This window comes from Pseudomonas sp. UBA6315, assembly GCF_002438125.1.
Classification (GTDB): Bacteria; Pseudomonadota; Gammaproteobacteria; order Pseudomonadales; family Pseudomonadaceae; genus Aquipseudomonas; species Aquipseudomonas faucium.
In genome coordinates this window covers 1-14742 of the sequence record NZ_DJTF01000143.1, presented here as the reverse complement: position 1 = coordinate 14742, position 14742 = coordinate 1, and the positions used below count along the sequence as shown (strand labels likewise).

At 64.0% G+C, this 14742-nt stretch carries 18 protein-coding genes; 10 read left to right on the top strand and 8 right to left on the bottom strand.

Annotation, left to right across the window (positions count from 1 at the left end; translation table 11 throughout):
* Positions 1–58 precede the first annotated feature (58 nt).
* The 6 genes from radC to B3E94_RS16980 all read left to right on the top strand — a co-directional run bounded on the left by radC (position 59) and on the right by B3E94_RS16980 (position 5431).
* Positions 59–553, top strand: coding sequence for a RadC family protein (gene radC, locus B3E94_RS17005; RefSeq protein ID WP_003149760.1), 495 nt, complete (start codon positions 59–61; stop codon positions 551–553).
* A gap of 164 nt (positions 554–717) precedes the next feature.
* The gene (locus B3E94_RS17000; protein WP_116430871.1) at positions 718–1164 is read left to right on the top strand and encodes a TIGR03757 family integrating conjugative element protein; all 447 of its coding nucleotides are present in this window, start codon (positions 718–720) and stop codon (positions 1162–1164) included.
* Positions 1161–2111, top strand: coding sequence for a TIGR03756 family integrating conjugative element protein (locus B3E94_RS16995; protein WP_004350617.1), 951 nt, complete (start codon positions 1161–1163; stop codon positions 2109–2111). Before B3E94_RS17000 ends, B3E94_RS16995 begins: the two co-directional genes overlap by 4 nt.
* Before the next feature lie 9 nt (positions 2112–2120).
* The gene (locus B3E94_RS16990) at positions 2121–3515 is read left to right on the top strand and encodes an integrating conjugative element protein (RefSeq protein WP_003149765.1); all 1395 of its coding nucleotides are present in this window, start codon (positions 2121–2123) and stop codon (positions 3513–3515) included.
* Positions 3512–3868 carry a hypothetical protein gene (locus B3E94_RS16985; protein ID WP_003149767.1) on the top strand — a complete coding sequence of 119 codons (357 nt, stop codon included), beginning with the start codon at positions 3512–3514 and terminating at the stop codon, positions 3866–3868. Before B3E94_RS16990 ends, B3E94_RS16985 begins: the two co-directional genes overlap by 4 nt.
* Positions 3869–3883: 15 nt before the next feature.
* Positions 3884–5431, top strand: coding sequence for a conjugal transfer protein TraG N-terminal domain-containing protein (locus B3E94_RS16980; RefSeq protein WP_004350620.1), 1548 nt, complete (start codon positions 3884–3886; stop codon positions 5429–5431).
* A 15-nt stretch (positions 5432–5446) separates the two neighbouring features.
* Here B3E94_RS16980 and B3E94_RS16975 read toward each other — a convergent pair whose 3' ends face one another.
* From B3E94_RS16975 to B3E94_RS16965, 3 genes are all read right to left on the bottom strand, one after another.
* Positions 5447–5806, bottom strand: coding sequence for a DUF3742 family protein (locus tag B3E94_RS16975; protein ID WP_003149770.1), 360 nt, complete (start codon positions 5804–5806; stop codon positions 5447–5449).
* Positions 5807–5879: 73 nt separating this feature from the next.
* Complete coding sequence (locus tag B3E94_RS16970) at positions 5880–6512, bottom strand: RES family NAD+ phosphorylase (protein WP_003149772.1); 633 nt, start codon at positions 6510–6512, stop codon at positions 5880–5882.
* Positions 6513–6524: 12 nt separating this feature from the next.
* Positions 6525–7151, bottom strand: a complete 627-nt coding sequence (locus B3E94_RS16965) for a hypothetical protein (protein WP_003149774.1) — start codon at positions 7149–7151, stop codon at positions 6525–6527.
* Positions 7152–7466: 315 nt separating this feature from the next.
* On the opposite strand from B3E94_RS16965, the gene mobH reads away from it, so the two are divergent.
* A complete protein-coding gene (gene mobH, locus B3E94_RS16960) occupies positions 7467–9338 on the top strand; it encodes a MobH family relaxase (protein WP_003821130.1) in 1872 nt (623 codons plus the stop codon).
* Between the two features lie 50 nt (positions 9339–9388).
* Here mobH and kdsA read toward each other — a convergent pair whose 3' ends face one another.
* From kdsA to copM, 3 genes are all read right to left on the bottom strand, one after another.
* Positions 9389–10261 (bottom strand): 3-deoxy-8-phosphooctulonate synthase, encoded by an 873-nt coding sequence (kdsA, locus tag B3E94_RS16955; protein WP_003821131.1) that lies wholly within the window; start codon positions 10259–10261, stop codon positions 9389–9391.
* Positions 10262–10435: 174 nt separating this feature from the next.
* A complete protein-coding gene (locus tag B3E94_RS16950) occupies positions 10436–10693 on the bottom strand; it encodes a glutaredoxin family protein (protein WP_003821132.1) in 258 nt (85 codons plus the stop codon).
* 10 nt (positions 10694–10703) lie between these two features.
* Positions 10704–11405: a CopM family metallochaperone gene (gene copM / locus B3E94_RS16945; protein WP_003821133.1), complete on the bottom strand. Its 702-nt coding sequence runs from the start codon at positions 11403–11405 to the stop codon at positions 10704–10706.
* A gap of 180 nt (positions 11406–11585) precedes the next feature.
* On the opposite strand from copM, the gene B3E94_RS16940 reads away from it, so the two are divergent.
* Positions 11586–11996: a hypothetical protein gene (locus B3E94_RS16940; RefSeq protein WP_012614065.1), complete on the top strand. Its 411-nt coding sequence runs from the start codon at positions 11586–11588 to the stop codon at positions 11994–11996.
* Positions 11997–12151: 155 nt separating this feature from the next.
* Here the strand turns inward: B3E94_RS16940 and B3E94_RS16935 are convergent, their stop codons facing one another.
* A complete protein-coding gene (locus B3E94_RS16935; protein ID WP_003821135.1) occupies positions 12152–12847 on the bottom strand; it encodes a FadR/GntR family transcriptional regulator in 696 nt (231 codons plus the stop codon).
* Positions 12848–13046: 199 nt separating this feature from the next.
* Here B3E94_RS16935 and B3E94_RS16930 point away from each other — a divergent pair, with 199 nt between their 5' ends.
* Together B3E94_RS16930 and B3E94_RS16925 are read left to right on the top strand one after the other, a co-directional pair.
* A complete protein-coding gene (locus B3E94_RS16930; protein WP_015912832.1) occupies positions 13047–13589 on the top strand; it encodes a nuclear transport factor 2 family protein in 543 nt (180 codons plus the stop codon).
* A 181-nt stretch (positions 13590–13770) separates the two neighbouring features.
* On the top strand, positions 13771–14274 hold the full coding sequence (locus B3E94_RS16925) for a ClbS/DfsB family four-helix bundle protein (protein ID WP_003821138.1): 504 nt from the start codon (positions 13771–13773) through the stop codon (positions 14272–14274).
* Between the two features lie 46 nt (positions 14275–14320).
* Here the strand turns inward: B3E94_RS16925 and B3E94_RS16920 are convergent.
* A partial coding sequence (locus B3E94_RS16920; RefSeq protein ID WP_034018388.1) for an MFS transporter occupies positions 14321–14742 on the bottom strand: 422 nt, incomplete at its 5' end.

Below are 14742 nucleotides of genomic sequence, written 5' to 3'. Positions count from 1 at the left end.
AGGAGGGCTTGCCCTCCCCGGGCGCGCGCCCTCCGATCTCACCATTTGGAGGTTCGCCATGTCTTTCGTCGTCAATGACTCCTGCCTGGAGTCGCTTTCCGCCATCGCTGCCCAGCACGAGGACTGGATCATCCAGCAAGCCATTGCGCTGCTGGAGAAGCGGGTTTTCAAAGCGGGTCCGAAACTCCTCGACCCCACGGCCGTGCGCGACTACCTGCGCGTGAAGCTGGTGGCCGAGCCCAACGAAATATTCGTCGCTGTGTTCCTGGACAGCATGCACCAGGTACTGGCCTACGAGCCGCTGTTCAGGGGCACGATCAACGCGACTTCGGTCTATCCGCGTGTCGTTGTGCAGCGTGTTCTGCAGTTGAATGCGGCCGCGGTGGTCTTCGCGCACCAGCACCCCTCGGGCATTTCCGAGCCGTCGAGCGCGGATCGCATGCTGACCCAGCAACTGCAGGCCGCGCTGGCGCTCATCGATGTGCGGGTACTGGACCACATCATCGTCGGCCAGGGTGCCCCGTTCTCCTTTGCGGAGTCCGGCCTGCTGTAAGGGTTGTACTGCTTCGTTGATCAGCGCGGAGGCTTCGGCCTCCGCATTTTTCTGCGCGGCGACACAAGCAGGTATGCGGGGTGGCCGCGATGCGCATTGTTTGTTGGGGCCGCATGGGGTTCGGCGTTTGACTATGGCCCTGATCAACTTCCGGGGTGCAAGACATGCCAGGAGCTTTTACCCGGTTCGCACCAGGCTGGCGAACCCTTGGCCTGGCCATCGTGCTGCCGGCGTCGTTCGCGGCATTCAGCCCGGCCGCGTTCGCCGCCGACGTGGTGGTCGTCACCGACAGCCCCCACCCGGTCAAGACCATGGGCGGCGAGCGGCTGATCGAGCTGGACCGGGCATCCGGGCTCGAAGCAGAGCTTTCCGCAGATCTGCCAGCCGACCCCGAGCGCGCAGCAGCCATCGTCCGGCAACGCCTGAACCAAGGCGGCACCGACCTTCAGCGCCGCATTGGCACCGCCTACCAGGGCATCACCGACGCATGGAGTTTGGGTGTCACGACCATCCCGGCCGTCGTGGTGGACCAACGCTATGTGGTCTATGGCGAGCCTGACGTGGCCCGGGCCGTGTCCTGCATCGAGCAGCACCGGAGGAGGCAACCGTGACCTATCGCCCATTCGACCTGCTGCGCCGCCTGCGCGTCGCCGTGGCCTCGCTGCTGCTGGTCAGCGCCACGGGCAGCTACGCCCTGAACACCGTCACCATCGTGTCCTCCGTCATGTCGCCGGACTGCCTGGAGTACCGGGTGGTGGGCATCTGCTACTGGCTGTATTGCACCTATGGCGGCTGCTCGGTGCGCACGTCCACCAAGGTCCGGCACTACGTCCCCGATGCGGTCGTCTCCAGCTACAGCAACACCGGAGAGAACCCCTGGGTCGAAGTGCGAGCGATGAGCATGCCGAACGCCTCGGCCCAGGCAGGCGGCGACGGCACCACCAACGAAGACCACGAAAACAACCTCGCCAAATTCAAGAACGCCGATGTCATCGGCCATCCCGGCGGCGAGGTGTTCAACCAGTTCGCCTCGTCCTCGGGCTATTTTTGCCAAGGCGCGGGAACGGCCTTCATGCCGTATCTGCTCAGCACCTTGGACACGCTGGCCTGGCGCTACAACGTGCCCGAGATGGCCTACCCGGAGGCGCTGATCCCGGGCCGGCGCGAGGTCGGTGCGCGCACCACGATGAACCTCTGGGGCAATGTCTATCCGCGCGGCGGCTTCCTGCACCAGACCGACGACCACAAATCCGGGGCGGTCGTGGCTCAGCGCGCCGGTGACGTCGTCACGCGGCGCGGGCAGTTGCACGTGTACCAGCCGCTGCTCGCCAACGCGCGTGATGGCTACTGGCCGGCCGGCGCGCTGATGGAAGGTGATGCCTCGACCGGCAAGTGGCAGGAACTGACGCCGCGCCTGTCGAACACCTGCGTGGTGTTCCCCCACAGCGGCACGCTGACCCAAGCCCAGCAAGGCGACTACGCGTGGGCGCTGTGGCGTCCGTATGCGTGCTGCGAACGCCGGGGCCAGGTGTTCCTCGGCAGCGTCGATTTCCTCTGAGGTGCCACGATGAAGCGTCCTGAACCGAAGAACCTGTCCACCAAGGCGTGCCGCCTGCTGCGCCCGACGGCACTGGCCGGCACGCTCGCCCTGGTCTGCGGCCTGGCGTGGGCACAGGTCGGATACCAGAACAGCGGCCCCGTCATTGGCGATGACGTCATGTACTCGATCGGCGGCGGCAGCGCGGTGTCCATGGGCCGCGCGGCCGGCATGCGCTCCATCGGGGTCGGTGTGGGGTGGAACAGCAACCTGATCTGCGGCGACATGAGCATCCAGACCACGCTGCGCAATCAGCTCAACGGCATCACGAACGGCTTTCAGCAGATCATGAGCAACGTAATCCAGAGCGCCACCAGCGCGGTAGCGTCCCTGCCGGCGCTGATCATTCAGCGCGCCGATCCGGGCCTGTACAACCTGCTGACCAACGGCGTGCTGCAGGCGCGGCTGGACTTCGACCGCTCCAAGCTGACGTGCCGCGCCATGGCGGAGAAGATGGCCGAGACAGCGGGTGGCCAGCTTGGCTGGAGCCAGATGGCCGAAGGCATGGCCTTGCGTGACGCGGTTGGCAGCAACGATGCCGTGTCGGCCGTCGAGCAGGCCGAGACGCGCCGCGGCAACGACGGCGTGCCCTGGGTGGGTGGCAGCAATGCTGGTGGCGCAGGCCAGTCCGCCATCCGGGTGGTCGGCGACGTCACCCGCGCGGGCTACAACCTGGTCAACGGTCGTGGCGTGACGGACACATCCTCCATCGCGTCCGCCAGTTGTGCGAGCCTGTCCTGCCAGACCTGGACGTCGCCGCAGCAGGCGACCGAATGGGCCACGCGGGTCCTCGGAGAGCAGGTGCAGCGCACCTGCGACTCCTGCACCAAGACCGAGACGGTGCCCGGCGTCGGGCTGACGCCGCTGATCCAGGAAGAGTACGAGGCGAAGCTGGAGGTCCTTCAGGAGCTGGTTTCCGGCACGCGCACTACCACCTTTGAGAACCTGCGCGAGGCTGGCAGCACGTCGCTGCCAATCACGCGTGGCGTGATCGAGGCGCTGCGCGACGAGCCGGACCAGGACCTTCTGGCGCGGCGCCTCGCGTCGGAGGTGGCGCTGTCGTCGGTGCTGGAAAAAGCGCTGCTGCTCCAGCGCACGCTGCTCACGGGCAAGAAGGAGCCCAACGTCGCAGCCAACGAACTCGCGGTCAAGGCCGTGAACCACGAGAGCGACACGCTCGACCGGGAGATCCGCAACCTGAAGACGGAGCTGGAGCTTCGGCGCGAGCTGGCAAACAACTCACCGATGGCCATCATCCAGCGGCACGGTACGCGCGCGGCAGGCTCGCGCGGCATCTACGAGGGTGATCCGGTACCCGACCGCCTCGACCAGTTGCAGAAGGGCAATCCAGGAGCCAGGCCATGAGCGCGGCGCGCATGACTTGGCGCCCCTTGCGCTGGCTGTTCAGCCGGCGCGCGGCGAAGGCGCTGCTGTGGACGGTGCTGATCGTTGCCGCCGCGGTCGCGGCCAACATCGCCGGCATCTACCTGGTCGGCAGCGTTGCCGGCTGGGAGCGGTGGCTCGCCGCCGCTGCGGGTTACTTATTCGTGTGGCGGCTGTGTCTATACGGGGCGACGGTGTACGGGTGGATCTGGATGCGCCGCCGGCTGCTGGTACGTGAGGACGACGCCCAGGCGCGGCACCGCCTGGTGCGCACCGAGATCGCAGGCGTCGTCGCCATCGTGGCGCTGGAAGCCAGCCTGTTGATGCAGGGCTGAGAGGAGATTCGGGCCATGACTCTGTTCACGACCGACTACCTGGAGTATTACCTTACGCTGGTGTCCTGGATCGTCAACAACGGCATCTGGGCCGTGCTGGTATCCAGCGGCGTCTTCGCGCTGCCTTTCGTGGCGATCATCGTGCAGGAGTGGTTGAAGGCCCGTGCAGAAGGCGCCGACGAGGGCAATAAAGGCGTGCTGAGCGCCGCCCGCATCGAGAACCGGGTCTTCGTCGCCATCGTGGTGGTGATGTTCGCGGGCATCCCGTTCATCGACGTGGACCTCAACACCATCCAGTACGACAGCTCGCGCTCGGCGCAATGCCAGGTCAGTGTGCCGCAGCCCTCGAATACCGGCTGGTCGCAATCTTTCAGCACCATCAACAACCAGTCGGCGAAGGTGCCGGTGTGGTGGGCGTTCATGCACGCGCTCTCGCGCGCCGTCACGGGCGCTTCAGTGGCAGCGATCCCGTGCGGCACGGACCTGCGGCAGATGCGCATGGAGATCGACGCGACTCGCATTGACGACCCAGTGTTGGCTCAGGAAGTAGCGGATTTCTCGCGGGATTGCTATGGGGCTGCGCGGGCGAAATTGTTCATGCAGCGGCCTCAACTCGATGAGCAGCAGCTGCACGACGTAACCTGGATCGGCTCACGCTTCTTCACGGACACGAACGGCTACTACGACACATACCGTTCCAGCACCCCGCGCGAGGACTGGCCCTATGACAGCACGCGCGACGCAGGGCTTGCGCAGGTGGCCAGCGGCGGCGGCTATCCGACCTGCAGGCAATGGTGGGCCGATGGCAGCAATGGACTGCGGGCACGCTTGCTGGGTCAGGTGGACCCGAGCCTGCTCAATCGCCTGGCGGGCTGGGCTGGCTTCCTGAGCCGTGCCGAGGTGGACGATTCGGTGATCCGCGCGATCGCGTCACCGCGACAGCAGAAGCTGAACCAAGGCAGCGTCTATACGGACTACGGTGGCCAGATCGAAATGACCGACCCAAACATCATCACCCGGGCGGCGGCCGACGTAGGACTGGCGGTAGGCTCGCTGGGCTACTTCCCCTCCATGGATGCAATGCGCCAGGCTCTTCCGATGGTGCTGGCGCTCTTGAAGATGGCGCTGGTTGTCTGCATTCCGGTGGTGCTCATGGTTAGCACCTACAACCTGAAAACACTCGTGACGGTCAGCGTGGTGCAGTTTGCGCTGTTCTTCGTGGATTTCTGGTTCCAACTCGCGCGCTGGATCGACAGCACCATTCTGGACGCGCTCTACGGATGGGGCTGGGGATGGAACCGGCCGCATACGAATTTCGATCCGGTCATGGGCCTCAACAATGCCTTCGGAGACATGCTGTTGAATTTCGTCATGGCGACGATGTTCATCGTGCTGCCCTTGTTCTGGGTAACCGCCTTGGGATGGGCGGGCTACGCCGTGGGGGGCATGTTGCAAGGGCTTGCTGCTGGTACGGCAGGCGCCAAAGCGGCCGGCGGCAAAGCCGCCGACATGGCCTTTGGCGGCGCTATGAAGTGGGCATCGACACCCAGCAAGAGGAAGTAGTGCCTTGCTTCTTCGCTAGGTCTCATCAGATGGATCATGTGAATCTATCCGATACTCATCGTGGGTATAGAGGCCAAAACCGGCGTGCCCGTGCCGCCACTCTGGTTCGGGCGGCTCCCATTCGACGGTATCGTGCCCCCGGGCCACAAACACCAGCGCGACCAGCAGCAACGCCAGCCAGAAAGCAACGTAGAGCAGCAGCCCCAGGACAGCCAGTTTGCCGGCCCACAGCAGCGCGGCGGCGGCAGCCAACGGCACACCCTTGGACACCAACCAGTTCGACGCCCGACGTTCGCTGCGCGCATAGGCGCGCCACCCGCGGCCAAGGGCGCGGCCGAGGCGTTCCGCAGTGCTGATGCGGGTCGTGGTGCTCATGGTCGTCTCCTGCTACTGAGGGATGCCTATTCCAATTTGGTCCATTTCATTCTGCTGCGGGCTTCAAAGTGCTTCATGACGCTTCGTCATCCGGTTCCACCGGGCCGGGGTCAGGCTCCACGTCGACGCGATACGTGGCAACGAAGTGCGGCCAGTCCACATGGTCCACCAGGTCGATGTCATCGACAACGCCTACCTTTGCTGCCGCACGCTCGAACAGGGCGATGCTCTTGGCGGGATAGTTGTTGCGCGACGGATAGAGCACCCCGTCGAACAGCGCTTGGCCGTCGTCTCCGAGAATTGCATGCACCTGGGCGGACACTTGCTGCGTGTGCGTGTAGTCGCGGCTGGCCAACTGCTCCAGGTTCAGGCCGAAGTAGCCCGCCATGACGCCCGGCGCCGTGAGGTCGGCCAAGAGCACATCGTCCATCACGCCTACTGCGCGCACCATCCGGGCCTGGACTTCTTTCAGCGCGATCGAGCGCTTCGTGTCCGCAAGCCACTGGTGCTTATGAAACACCGACTCCATCAGCGCCGTGGGCAGGTCGCGCCCCAGGTAGAGCACGCCGTAGGCCCGCGCCGGGTCATCGTAGCGATTGGTGCTGCTGCGGCCATAGTACAGCGGGCTGCCCCGATAGACGACGCGGCTCACATGCTGGAGCAGTTCACCGGCATCGATCAGGAACGAAGGCAGCTCGTGGCTCATGGCGATCTCGCTTCAATGCACCTGAACGCCCAGTACGTTGAACACGGCATCGGCCACGTCATCGATCGTGCTGTGCGTCACCGCATCCACCGGCGAGCGGCCGCCCAAGCCTTCGAGCGGTTCGGACAGCGCGCGGTAGATCGTCCAGGGGTCGATGCCCTCGACCTCCTGAAGCACGGTTTGGGTCAACTGCTGCTTTACCGGGTCGAGCTGCCAGTCGGGCAGCTTCTGACCGCGCGGCCCCACGTTCAGCGCCAACAGCCGACGGGCGAGGATGTCCTTGTAGATCTGCTGGCGCGACTTGTCCGCCAGCTTGGCGTACTCGGGGATCGGCAGGTTATGCGGCTGGTTGAAGGCTTCCAGCAACACGGCGCGGCCTCGCTGGACGTCGGTTTCAGTCGGTGCCCAGCGCGTTTCGGTGCGCAGCGCGGCCGCCTTGCGTGCCAGGGCCTGCCCCACCGTCTCTCCGTCCAAGTTGGCGGGCAGCTTCACCGCCTCCACGCGCTCGTGAATGAAAGCCTGCAACTCGGCCGCGAAAGCCGGCGCATCCCGGATTTCGACGGTATCCGCGAAGCGGCGCACATCCTCCACCGTGACGCGCGGCAGGCGATCGGCAATGAATTCAATGGCATTGGGCATGGTGATCTCCCAGGCAGGTTTGAGACAGGATTCACTCTAGTCTCTATTGTCGCTTTTGTCAACTTTGTCGCCTTTCGAGAACCTGCCCGGCGGAAGCGGCGTCCACTCAGCATAGAGCGCGACCAGCACCGGCTCGCCGTCCAATCCATTCCACCGAGTTCCCCATTGACGCTGGAATCGCATCCCGTGCCCCGCTATACCGAAACGGTGAAAGGCCAGAGGGCCGAAATGGCAAGGGAACGGGGTGCAAGGGGAAAGGCCCTACCTTGAAAAGGCCAAAAGGCCTCCCGCCCGGCCCGCCATCAGGACACCGACATGCTCTCCCTGTTCCAGCGAAAACGGCCCCCGGTCGCTGCCGCGCCGTCGCCAGCACCCGCCACCGACCTCCCGAAAGGGTTGATGCGGCCGGAGTCGGCCGCATCGTTGCTCGCCACCCCGCGCCGGCAGAAGCTGCTGGAACACATCTGGCAGCGCACCTCGCTTTCGCGCAAGCAGTTCGCCTCCCTGTACCGCGCGCCGCTGGAGCGCTACGCCGAGCTGGTCCAGGCCTTCCCGGCTTCCGAAGCGCATCACCATGCCTACCCGGGCGGCATGCTCGACCATGGCCTCGAAATCGTCGCCTACAGCCTAAAGCTGCGGCAGTCCCATCTGCTGCCCATCGGGGCCAGCCCCGAAGACCAGGCGGCGCAGGCCGAAGCCTGGACTGCGGCCGTCGCCTATGCCGCACTGCTCCATGACATCGGCAAGGTGGCCGTCGATCTGCACGTCGAGCTGGCCGACGGCAGCACCTGGCACCCATGGCACGGCCCGCTGCGCCAACCGTACCGCTTCCGCTACCGCGACGACCGCGAGTACCGGCTTCATAGCGCCGCGACAGGCTTGCTGTACCAGCAATTGCTCAATCGCGATCTGCTGGACTGGCTCAGTGGCTATCCATCCTTGTGGGCGCCGCTGCTCTACGTCTTGGCTGGGCAGTACGAGCACGCCGGGGTTCTGGGCGAGCTTGTCGTGCAGGCCGACCGCGCCTCCGTCGCCCAGGAGCTGGGCGGCGATCCCGCGCGCGCCATGGCCGCGCCCAAGCACTCGCTCCAACGCAAGCTGGTCAACGGGCTGCGCTACCTGCTCAAGGAAGAGCTGAAACTGAACCAGCCGGAGGCCTCCGATGGCTGGCTCACCGAGGACGCGCTGTGGCTGGTGAGCAAGACAGTCTCGGACAAGCTGCGCGCGCACCTGCTGTCCCAGGGGGTCGATGGCATCCCCGCGAACAACACGGCCGTGTTCAACGTGCTACAGGATCATGCCATGTTGCAGCCCACCGCCTCCGGCAAGGCCATCTGGCGCGCAACTATTACCAGTGAGAGTGGCTGGTCCCATGCCTTCACGCTCCTGCGCCTGGCCCCGGCGCTGATCTGGGAGCCCTCGGAGCGACCCAGCCCATTTGCGGGAACCGTGACCGTGGACAACGCCGGCGAGGCCGAGGACGGGCCGCGCCCGTCCGCACCCGACGCTGCATTGCTACCTGGAGCAGCGGTGGCAACGGAGAAGGAGCCCGCAGCAAGCAGCCGTCCAGATCAGTCGGGCGGAAGTCACGCCATACCTCCCAGCACGCAGCGCAATCCGGCCGACCCACTGGAAAGCATGCTGGCGATGTTCGAGACAACGCCTGAGCCGGAGCAGTCCGTCGAAGCCCCGCCAGAGGGTGCCGACGATGCAGCGGTGCCGCTCGACCCTCCCGCATCGGCCCCAGGTCCTTCGGCGCCGACCGCCGCGCCTGCGCCGCACGATTTCGCCTCATTTACCGGGCGGCCATCGGGCGAGCATTTCATGGCCTGGCTGAAACAGGCCGTCCAGACCCGCAAGCTCATCATCAATGACGCCAAGGCCCTGGTACATACCGTGTCCGACACGGTTTACCTGATCAGCCCTGGTGTTTTCCAGCGCTACGCACAAGAGCATCCAACCATTGGGCCGCTTGCGAAGGACGCGGCCCTGCAGGACTGGCAGTGGGTGCAGAAGCGCTTTGAAAAACTCGGACTCCACAGGAAACAGCCATCGGGTCTGAACATCAGGACGTGCGAGGTCATGGGACCGCGCAAAACGCGCCAGGTGCATGGCTATTTGCTCGAAGACCCATCGCACATATTCGATGCCGTTCCACCGAACAATCCTTATCTGTCGCTCAAATAGCCGACTAAGAGGGGAAGTGCCACACGTTCTGTTTGAACGGGTGGCAAGCTTCAGTCGATCCGAAGAGGCTCGAACGACTTGACGAGTTGGTCCACCGCCTTGACCTGCCGCAGCAGCGGTTCGAGCGTGTCCAGTGGCAGAGCGCTGGGTCCGTCACAACGTGCATGCGCCGGGTCGGCGTGTGCTTCGAGGAACAAACCGCCAATGCCGACCGCCATGCCGGCCCGCGCGAGTTCGGGCAACTGTTGGCGACGCCCACCCGAAGCCAACGCATCCGCTTCTCGCCGCTGCAGGCTATGGGTTACGTCGAACACCAGTGGCAGGCCACTGCTGGCAACGCTCATTTCGCGGAAGCCCAACATGTCCACGACGAGATTGTCGTAGCCGAACTGCGTGCCACGCTCGCACAGCAGGACGCGCGGGTTGCCAGCCTCGTGCAGTTTGTGGACGACATGCCTGATCTGGCCCGGGCTGAGGAACTGCGGCTTCTTGACATTCACTACCCGACCGGTGCGGGCAATGGCGGCCACCAGATCGGTCTGCCGGGCCAGGAAGGCCGGAACTTGCAGTACGTCGGCAACGGCAGCGACCTGCATGGCCTGCTCAACCTCATGCACGTCGGTCAAGACTGGGCATCCGAACCGCGACTTGACCGCATCGAGGACCCGCAGCCCTTCCTCCAGGCCGACACCTCGGAAAGAATGGATCGACGAGCGATTGGCCTTGTCGAACGACGCCTTGAAAACGAAGGGTATCCCCAGCTTGCGCGTCACCTCCGCGAAGTGCTCAGCCGCAGCCAGGGTCGTATCGAGATCCTCGATGACGTTGATGCCGCCGAACAGCACGAACGGCAGGTCGTTGGCGACTGTGATGCCCTCGGAAATGGCGACGTGCAGGGAGGTGGCTGATGATGTCGATCGCATAAAAATTCCTCTCGTGATGTCAACGACCGCAGGCGAAAGCGCCGAGCGTCGTCGGCGAAGAATGCCTCACGGTCTTGAGCTTTGCGTGCAGACGCGTCCACAACAGCGCTTACAGGGTCCGACCGGGGTCCGCACCGGCGACTCCGCCCGTGACCACGGTCTTCCTTCAGCGGCTCACTGAAGACCGAGCGCCTTCATCAGCCTCGGCTTCTGGCTCGCGAAGGTGCCATAGAAGACCTCGTCGCCGACGATCGTGATCGGGGCCACGCGCACGCCGGTTCGTGACTTGGCCTCCGCGGAAATCTTCGGGTCGGTCAGGTCGCGCTCTTCAAACGCGATGCCCTGCTGGGACAACCACTCCTTTAGTGCCCGGCAGTCCGGGCAAGTTGGAGTGCTATAGATGAGGATGCGCGGGGTGTTGGCTTGGTTCATGGTCGTGCCTTCACTTGCCCCGAGCGACAAGCCAACTCTTCATCATGGCGATCTCGCCTTCCTGCGCGGAGATGACCTCCTGAGCCAACTTGCGGACCTCCGGGTTCTTGCCGTACTGCAGCGCCACCTTGGCCATGTCGATCGCACCCTGGTGGTGCGGGATCATGCCGCGCATGAAGTCCACATCGGCGTCGCCGCTGAAGTCGATCATCATGTCCGCATGCATGCGGTCGTTGCCGGCACGGTAGGCGGCCGTCGAGGCATCGCCCGAGCTGCCGGCCGCCGCCTGCTGGCCGTTGTCGCCCAGCCACTTGTTCATCATGGCGATCTCGCCTTCCTGCACGGTGATGACCTCCTGGGCCAGCTTGTGAACCTCCGGGTCCTTGCCGTACTGCAGCGCCACCTTGGCCATGTCGATCGCGCCCTGGTGGTGCGGGATCATGCCACGCATGAAATCGACGTCGGCGTTGCCAGTGAACTGCGCTCCCATCCCGGCGTGCATCTGGTCGTTCACGGCGCGATACGCGGTCGTGGAAGGACTGTCATTGGCTGAGGCGCTGGAGGGCATCGCGTGCCCTTGGTGACCTCCGCCCGCACTGGCCTGCATCGCTTCACCCGACGGGACGACCACCTTCTTCTGGACGGCCATCAGGCCGGCGGCGACCACGACGGCGCCCGCAATGAACAAGAGGCTGAACTTGTTGACCTTCATGAAAAAACTCCTTGAATGAGGTTGATGGGTTCACTGTAGGGCCTCCCATTGTTGGAAGGTCAAGCCCTTATTTCGCCCGTCACTTGGCGCTGCACGGCGGTGTGCCCATGCCCATTTCAGTTGCAAGTAATTCTCAACAAAGGTAGGATGTTAGGACGTTAATAGCGAGAGTCCAGGATCATGTCCCAGCAACCGAAAGTTCACGACACCAGCGATTTCCCCATCGTCCGCTTCGACGGCGCAAGCATCTACAACGGATACAGCAGCGCCTGGTGCGCGGAAATGGATGAACTCGTCGCCTGCGGAAAGCCCTTCGTGCTTATCTACGTCGCGGGAGGGCCAGAAGAGACTCTCGACGATCGCGCTCAGCGCGGCGTCTGGCTGAAGACTCACAAGGAGACGCTTGGCGGCACATTGCTCGCGCTCATCCACGTCGAACCGGATTCGGATAAGCGAGCCCAGTTGGAGGCCATGCTGCCAAAGCTCGTCCAGGCTTTCGGTACACCGCAGTCCACCCGGGCCACCCACGCCGATGCCGAGGCGCTGGCCCGGTATGTCCTGGCGGGTGGTCGCGTCGAAGATTCGATATGAACAGCACCGTCCGGTCGCTGTAGCGCACCAAGGGCCTATCCATGAGGACCGGCTACCGCGTGCTCTCCGGGAAACAACCCGCGTTCCGATCAACGGGGCCGGCGACCGGCTGCTCGATGGAAAGCGGCATTGCCAGCGCGGGAGTCGCGCTCGGATCAACCCGATTTCTCAAGTGCCGCAATCAGCGGAGCGACCACGTTCCGCACAGCCGCCGCAGCTGCTTCTCCATCCTGGCGCTCGATAGCATCCACGATCGCCTCATGGGTCGCGAGACCCGGCTCGGGCAGTTCCTTGTCCTTCAGCGCAGTCAGCGTGTTCATGCGGACCGAGTTCGCGAAGTAGCGGTACAGCTCAGCCAGCGCGCCGTTGCCGCACATCCCGGCGATCGCGCAGTGGAAAGCCGTATCGGCCTCGGCAAAGGCCGCGCTCGATGCGTGTTGCTCCTGCTCGCCGCGGGCCTTCAACAGTCGGCGCAGCAGCCCAACGTCCGCCTTGGACCGATGCACCGCGGCCAACCTGGCCGCCTCGGTTTCCAGCATGCAGCGCAACGCGAAGTGCTCTCGCAAGCCGGAACGCCCGACACGGCGCATGACCTCGGCCGGATCGATATTGGTTCGCACGTAGGTGCCATCACCCTGGCGGACTTCCAGGACCTGGCCGTGCGAGAGCACGCGAATGGCTTCCCGCACCGTGTTGCGGCCAACCTCCAGCATCTCGGCCAGTTCCTGCTCCCTGGGGATGCGCTCGCCGACCTTCCAGGCGCCTCCCTCGATCTGGCCGCGGATCAGCTCAATCGTCGAATCGACGAGCGAACGCCGCGGCGCCTGTGGGAGTGTGAAGCGGTTATTCATCGCGGTTCTCAAATGACGTAGAGACGGGAGCCCATCGGACCTCGATTGTAGCAACTCAGGCCTTATACATAGGATGATTCTATGTATTTGACAAAAGAGCAATTGCCGACGGCCTGTGCTTCGTTGCGCGCGACATGCGATTTTCCACCACGCCCGTGCGAGCGGGATTTTTTTCAACACCTTTTGGAGTATTTCGACCATGAACAACATGCAGCACGCCCTGTCATTCAGGCCCCTTCGTTCTTCAGACGGCTTGCGCTGCCGTCCGGTGCAGGCTTTGGGAGCGATATTCCTCGGGCTGGCTTCACTCGCCTATAGCGTCACGTCGCAGGCGGCAGATGAGCCAGAGAACGTGAAGGTGGTCCGGCAATACCTTGACGCCTGGAATGGCGGGCGAACCGACGCGATGGAAAAAGTGCTCGATTCCAACGTCGTCTATTTCAATACCAGCAATGAAGCGTCCCGCACTGGGCCTCAAGCCATTACCGAAGTCTCGCAGTTTCTGATGAAAATCCTGCCCGACCGAAAAATGAAAATCCGTTCGCAGCCGGTTGCCTCCGGCGATGGTGTGGCGATCGAGTGGGAATTCACCGCCACCAAGAACAGCAATGGCGGGACGTCGCCCTCCAGTTCGACCATCAGTTATTTCGGCGCGAGCTTCTTCCGTGTTTCGAACGGAAAGATTGTCTATGCCAGCGACTACTACAACCACAACACCATGCAGAAGCAGCTTCAGCAGTAACGTAAATCCGCAAACAGGAAATCACCGACATGTCCCGCTTCATCATGCACAAGCCCTCGGCGCCGCCAGCGCAGCGGTGAGGCAAGCGCTTTTCCTCAATCCAAGGTAATTGCGCTGGTGACTTGATGAATATCTGACACGCCGGTTATCGAGCCTTGTCTCGATGAAATAGAAATCCCGAATGAAACTACCAACCACGAAGCAGGAACTCCTTGACAAGGTTCGCGCCAGCCACCGAAAGCTCGGGGTAGAAGCTGCCACCATTCCCGCCAGCCACTACCGGCACACGGCCATGATCTGGCAGGAGCCGCGCCTGCATACCAACGCTGCGATGGTCCTGGTGGACGTCATCGTCTGGAACACGATGATCCTGCAGTTCGCGCATGATCGGACGCCTGGACCTTCGGCGTCCTTTTACTCGCCGAGTGCGATGGCGCAGCGGGCCGAGCGTCTTTCTGCCGGCTTCCAGCGCCGTTTCGCGGGCAGAGACCTTCGCGAGCTGGAAGCCATGCTCACGGAGGGACAGGACCGGGTGCTCGACTGCGTGGCGCACCATTCGAACGCCTCGCTTTTCGATCCCGCGTTGAGCCCGATGAAGACCCTCGGGCGCAAGATCCAGTTCTTCACCTCCACCGCCTACGACGACGCGCTGTCGAGGCTGCGCCAGTGGAAGCAGGTGCTGTAGCGGCCGAGGCGACCCACTGCGCGGAGCGCCTCTTGCACCGCTCCGATCAGACCGGAGCTGGCAGCGCCGGCTTTCGCGCGGCCTGCCACAGCAGCGGCACCAGGATCAGCGCCAGGGCCGGGAAGATCATCCAGTTGACCGCCTGCCAGCCCGAGCTGTGCAGGATCGATCCCGCGAGGAACGACACGGCCGCCGTGGCGGCGAAGACGAAGAAATCGTTCATGCCCTGCGCCTTGCTGCGCTCGGCCGGGGTGTGGCAATCGGTGACCATCGCCGTCGCGCCGATGAAGCTGAAGTTCCAGCCGATGCCCAGCAGCGCCAGCGAGCCCCAGAAGTGGGACAGGCCGAGCCCGCCCAGGGCCACCACCCCGGAGGCGGCGAGCAGCACCATGCCGACGGCGGTCACGCGCTCCTTGCCGTAGCGCACCATCAGTCGTCCTGTGAAAAAGCTCGGCCCGAACATCGCCA

Excerpts from the sequence above, each read along its gene's own strand:
- radC (WP_003149760.1), top strand. The coding sequence starts at position 59 with ATGTCTTTCGTCGTCAATGACTCCTGCCTGGAGTCGCTTTCCGCCATC.
- B3E94_RS17000 (WP_116430871.1), top strand. The coding sequence starts at position 718 with ATGCCAGGAGCTTTTACCCGGTTCGCACCAGGCTGGCGAACCCTTGGC.
- B3E94_RS16990 (WP_003149765.1), top strand. The coding sequence starts at position 2,121 with ATGAAGCGTCCTGAACCGAAGAACCTGTCCACCAAGGCGTGCCGCCTG.
- B3E94_RS16985 (WP_003149767.1), top strand. The coding sequence starts at position 3,512 with ATGAGCGCGGCGCGCATGACTTGGCGCCCCTTGCGCTGGCTGTTCAGC.
- B3E94_RS16980 (WP_004350620.1), top strand. The coding sequence starts at position 3,884 with ATGACTCTGTTCACGACCGACTACCTGGAGTATTACCTTACGCTGGTG.
- B3E94_RS16975 (WP_003149770.1), bottom strand. The coding sequence starts at position 5,806 with ATGAGCACCACGACCCGCATCAGCACTGCGGAACGCCTCGGCCGCGCC.
- B3E94_RS16970 (WP_003149772.1), bottom strand. The coding sequence starts at position 6,512 with ATGAGCCACGAGCTGCCTTCGTTCCTGATCGATGCCGGTGAACTGCTC.
- B3E94_RS16965 (WP_003149774.1), bottom strand. The coding sequence starts at position 7,151 with ATGCCCAATGCCATTGAATTCATTGCCGATCGCCTGCCGCGCGTCACG.
- mobH (WP_003821130.1), top strand. The coding sequence starts at position 7,467 with ATGCTCTCCCTGTTCCAGCGAAAACGGCCCCCGGTCGCTGCCGCGCCG.
- kdsA (WP_003821131.1), bottom strand. The coding sequence starts at position 10,261 with ATGCGATCGACATCATCAGCCACCTCCCTGCACGTCGCCATTTCCGAG.
- B3E94_RS16950 (WP_003821132.1), bottom strand. The coding sequence starts at position 10,693 with ATGAACCAAGCCAACACCCCGCGCATCCTCATCTATAGCACTCCAACT.
- copM (WP_003821133.1), bottom strand. The coding sequence starts at position 11,405 with ATGAAGGTCAACAAGTTCAGCCTCTTGTTCATTGCGGGCGCCGTCGTG.
- B3E94_RS16940 (WP_012614065.1), top strand. The coding sequence starts at position 11,586 with ATGTCCCAGCAACCGAAAGTTCACGACACCAGCGATTTCCCCATCGTC.
- B3E94_RS16935 (WP_003821135.1), bottom strand. The coding sequence starts at position 12,847 with ATGAATAACCGCTTCACACTCCCACAGGCGCCGCGGCGTTCGCTCGTC.
- B3E94_RS16930 (WP_015912832.1), top strand. The coding sequence starts at position 13,047 with ATGAACAACATGCAGCACGCCCTGTCATTCAGGCCCCTTCGTTCTTCA.
- B3E94_RS16925 (WP_003821138.1), top strand. The coding sequence starts at position 13,771 with ATGAAACTACCAACCACGAAGCAGGAACTCCTTGACAAGGTTCGCGCC.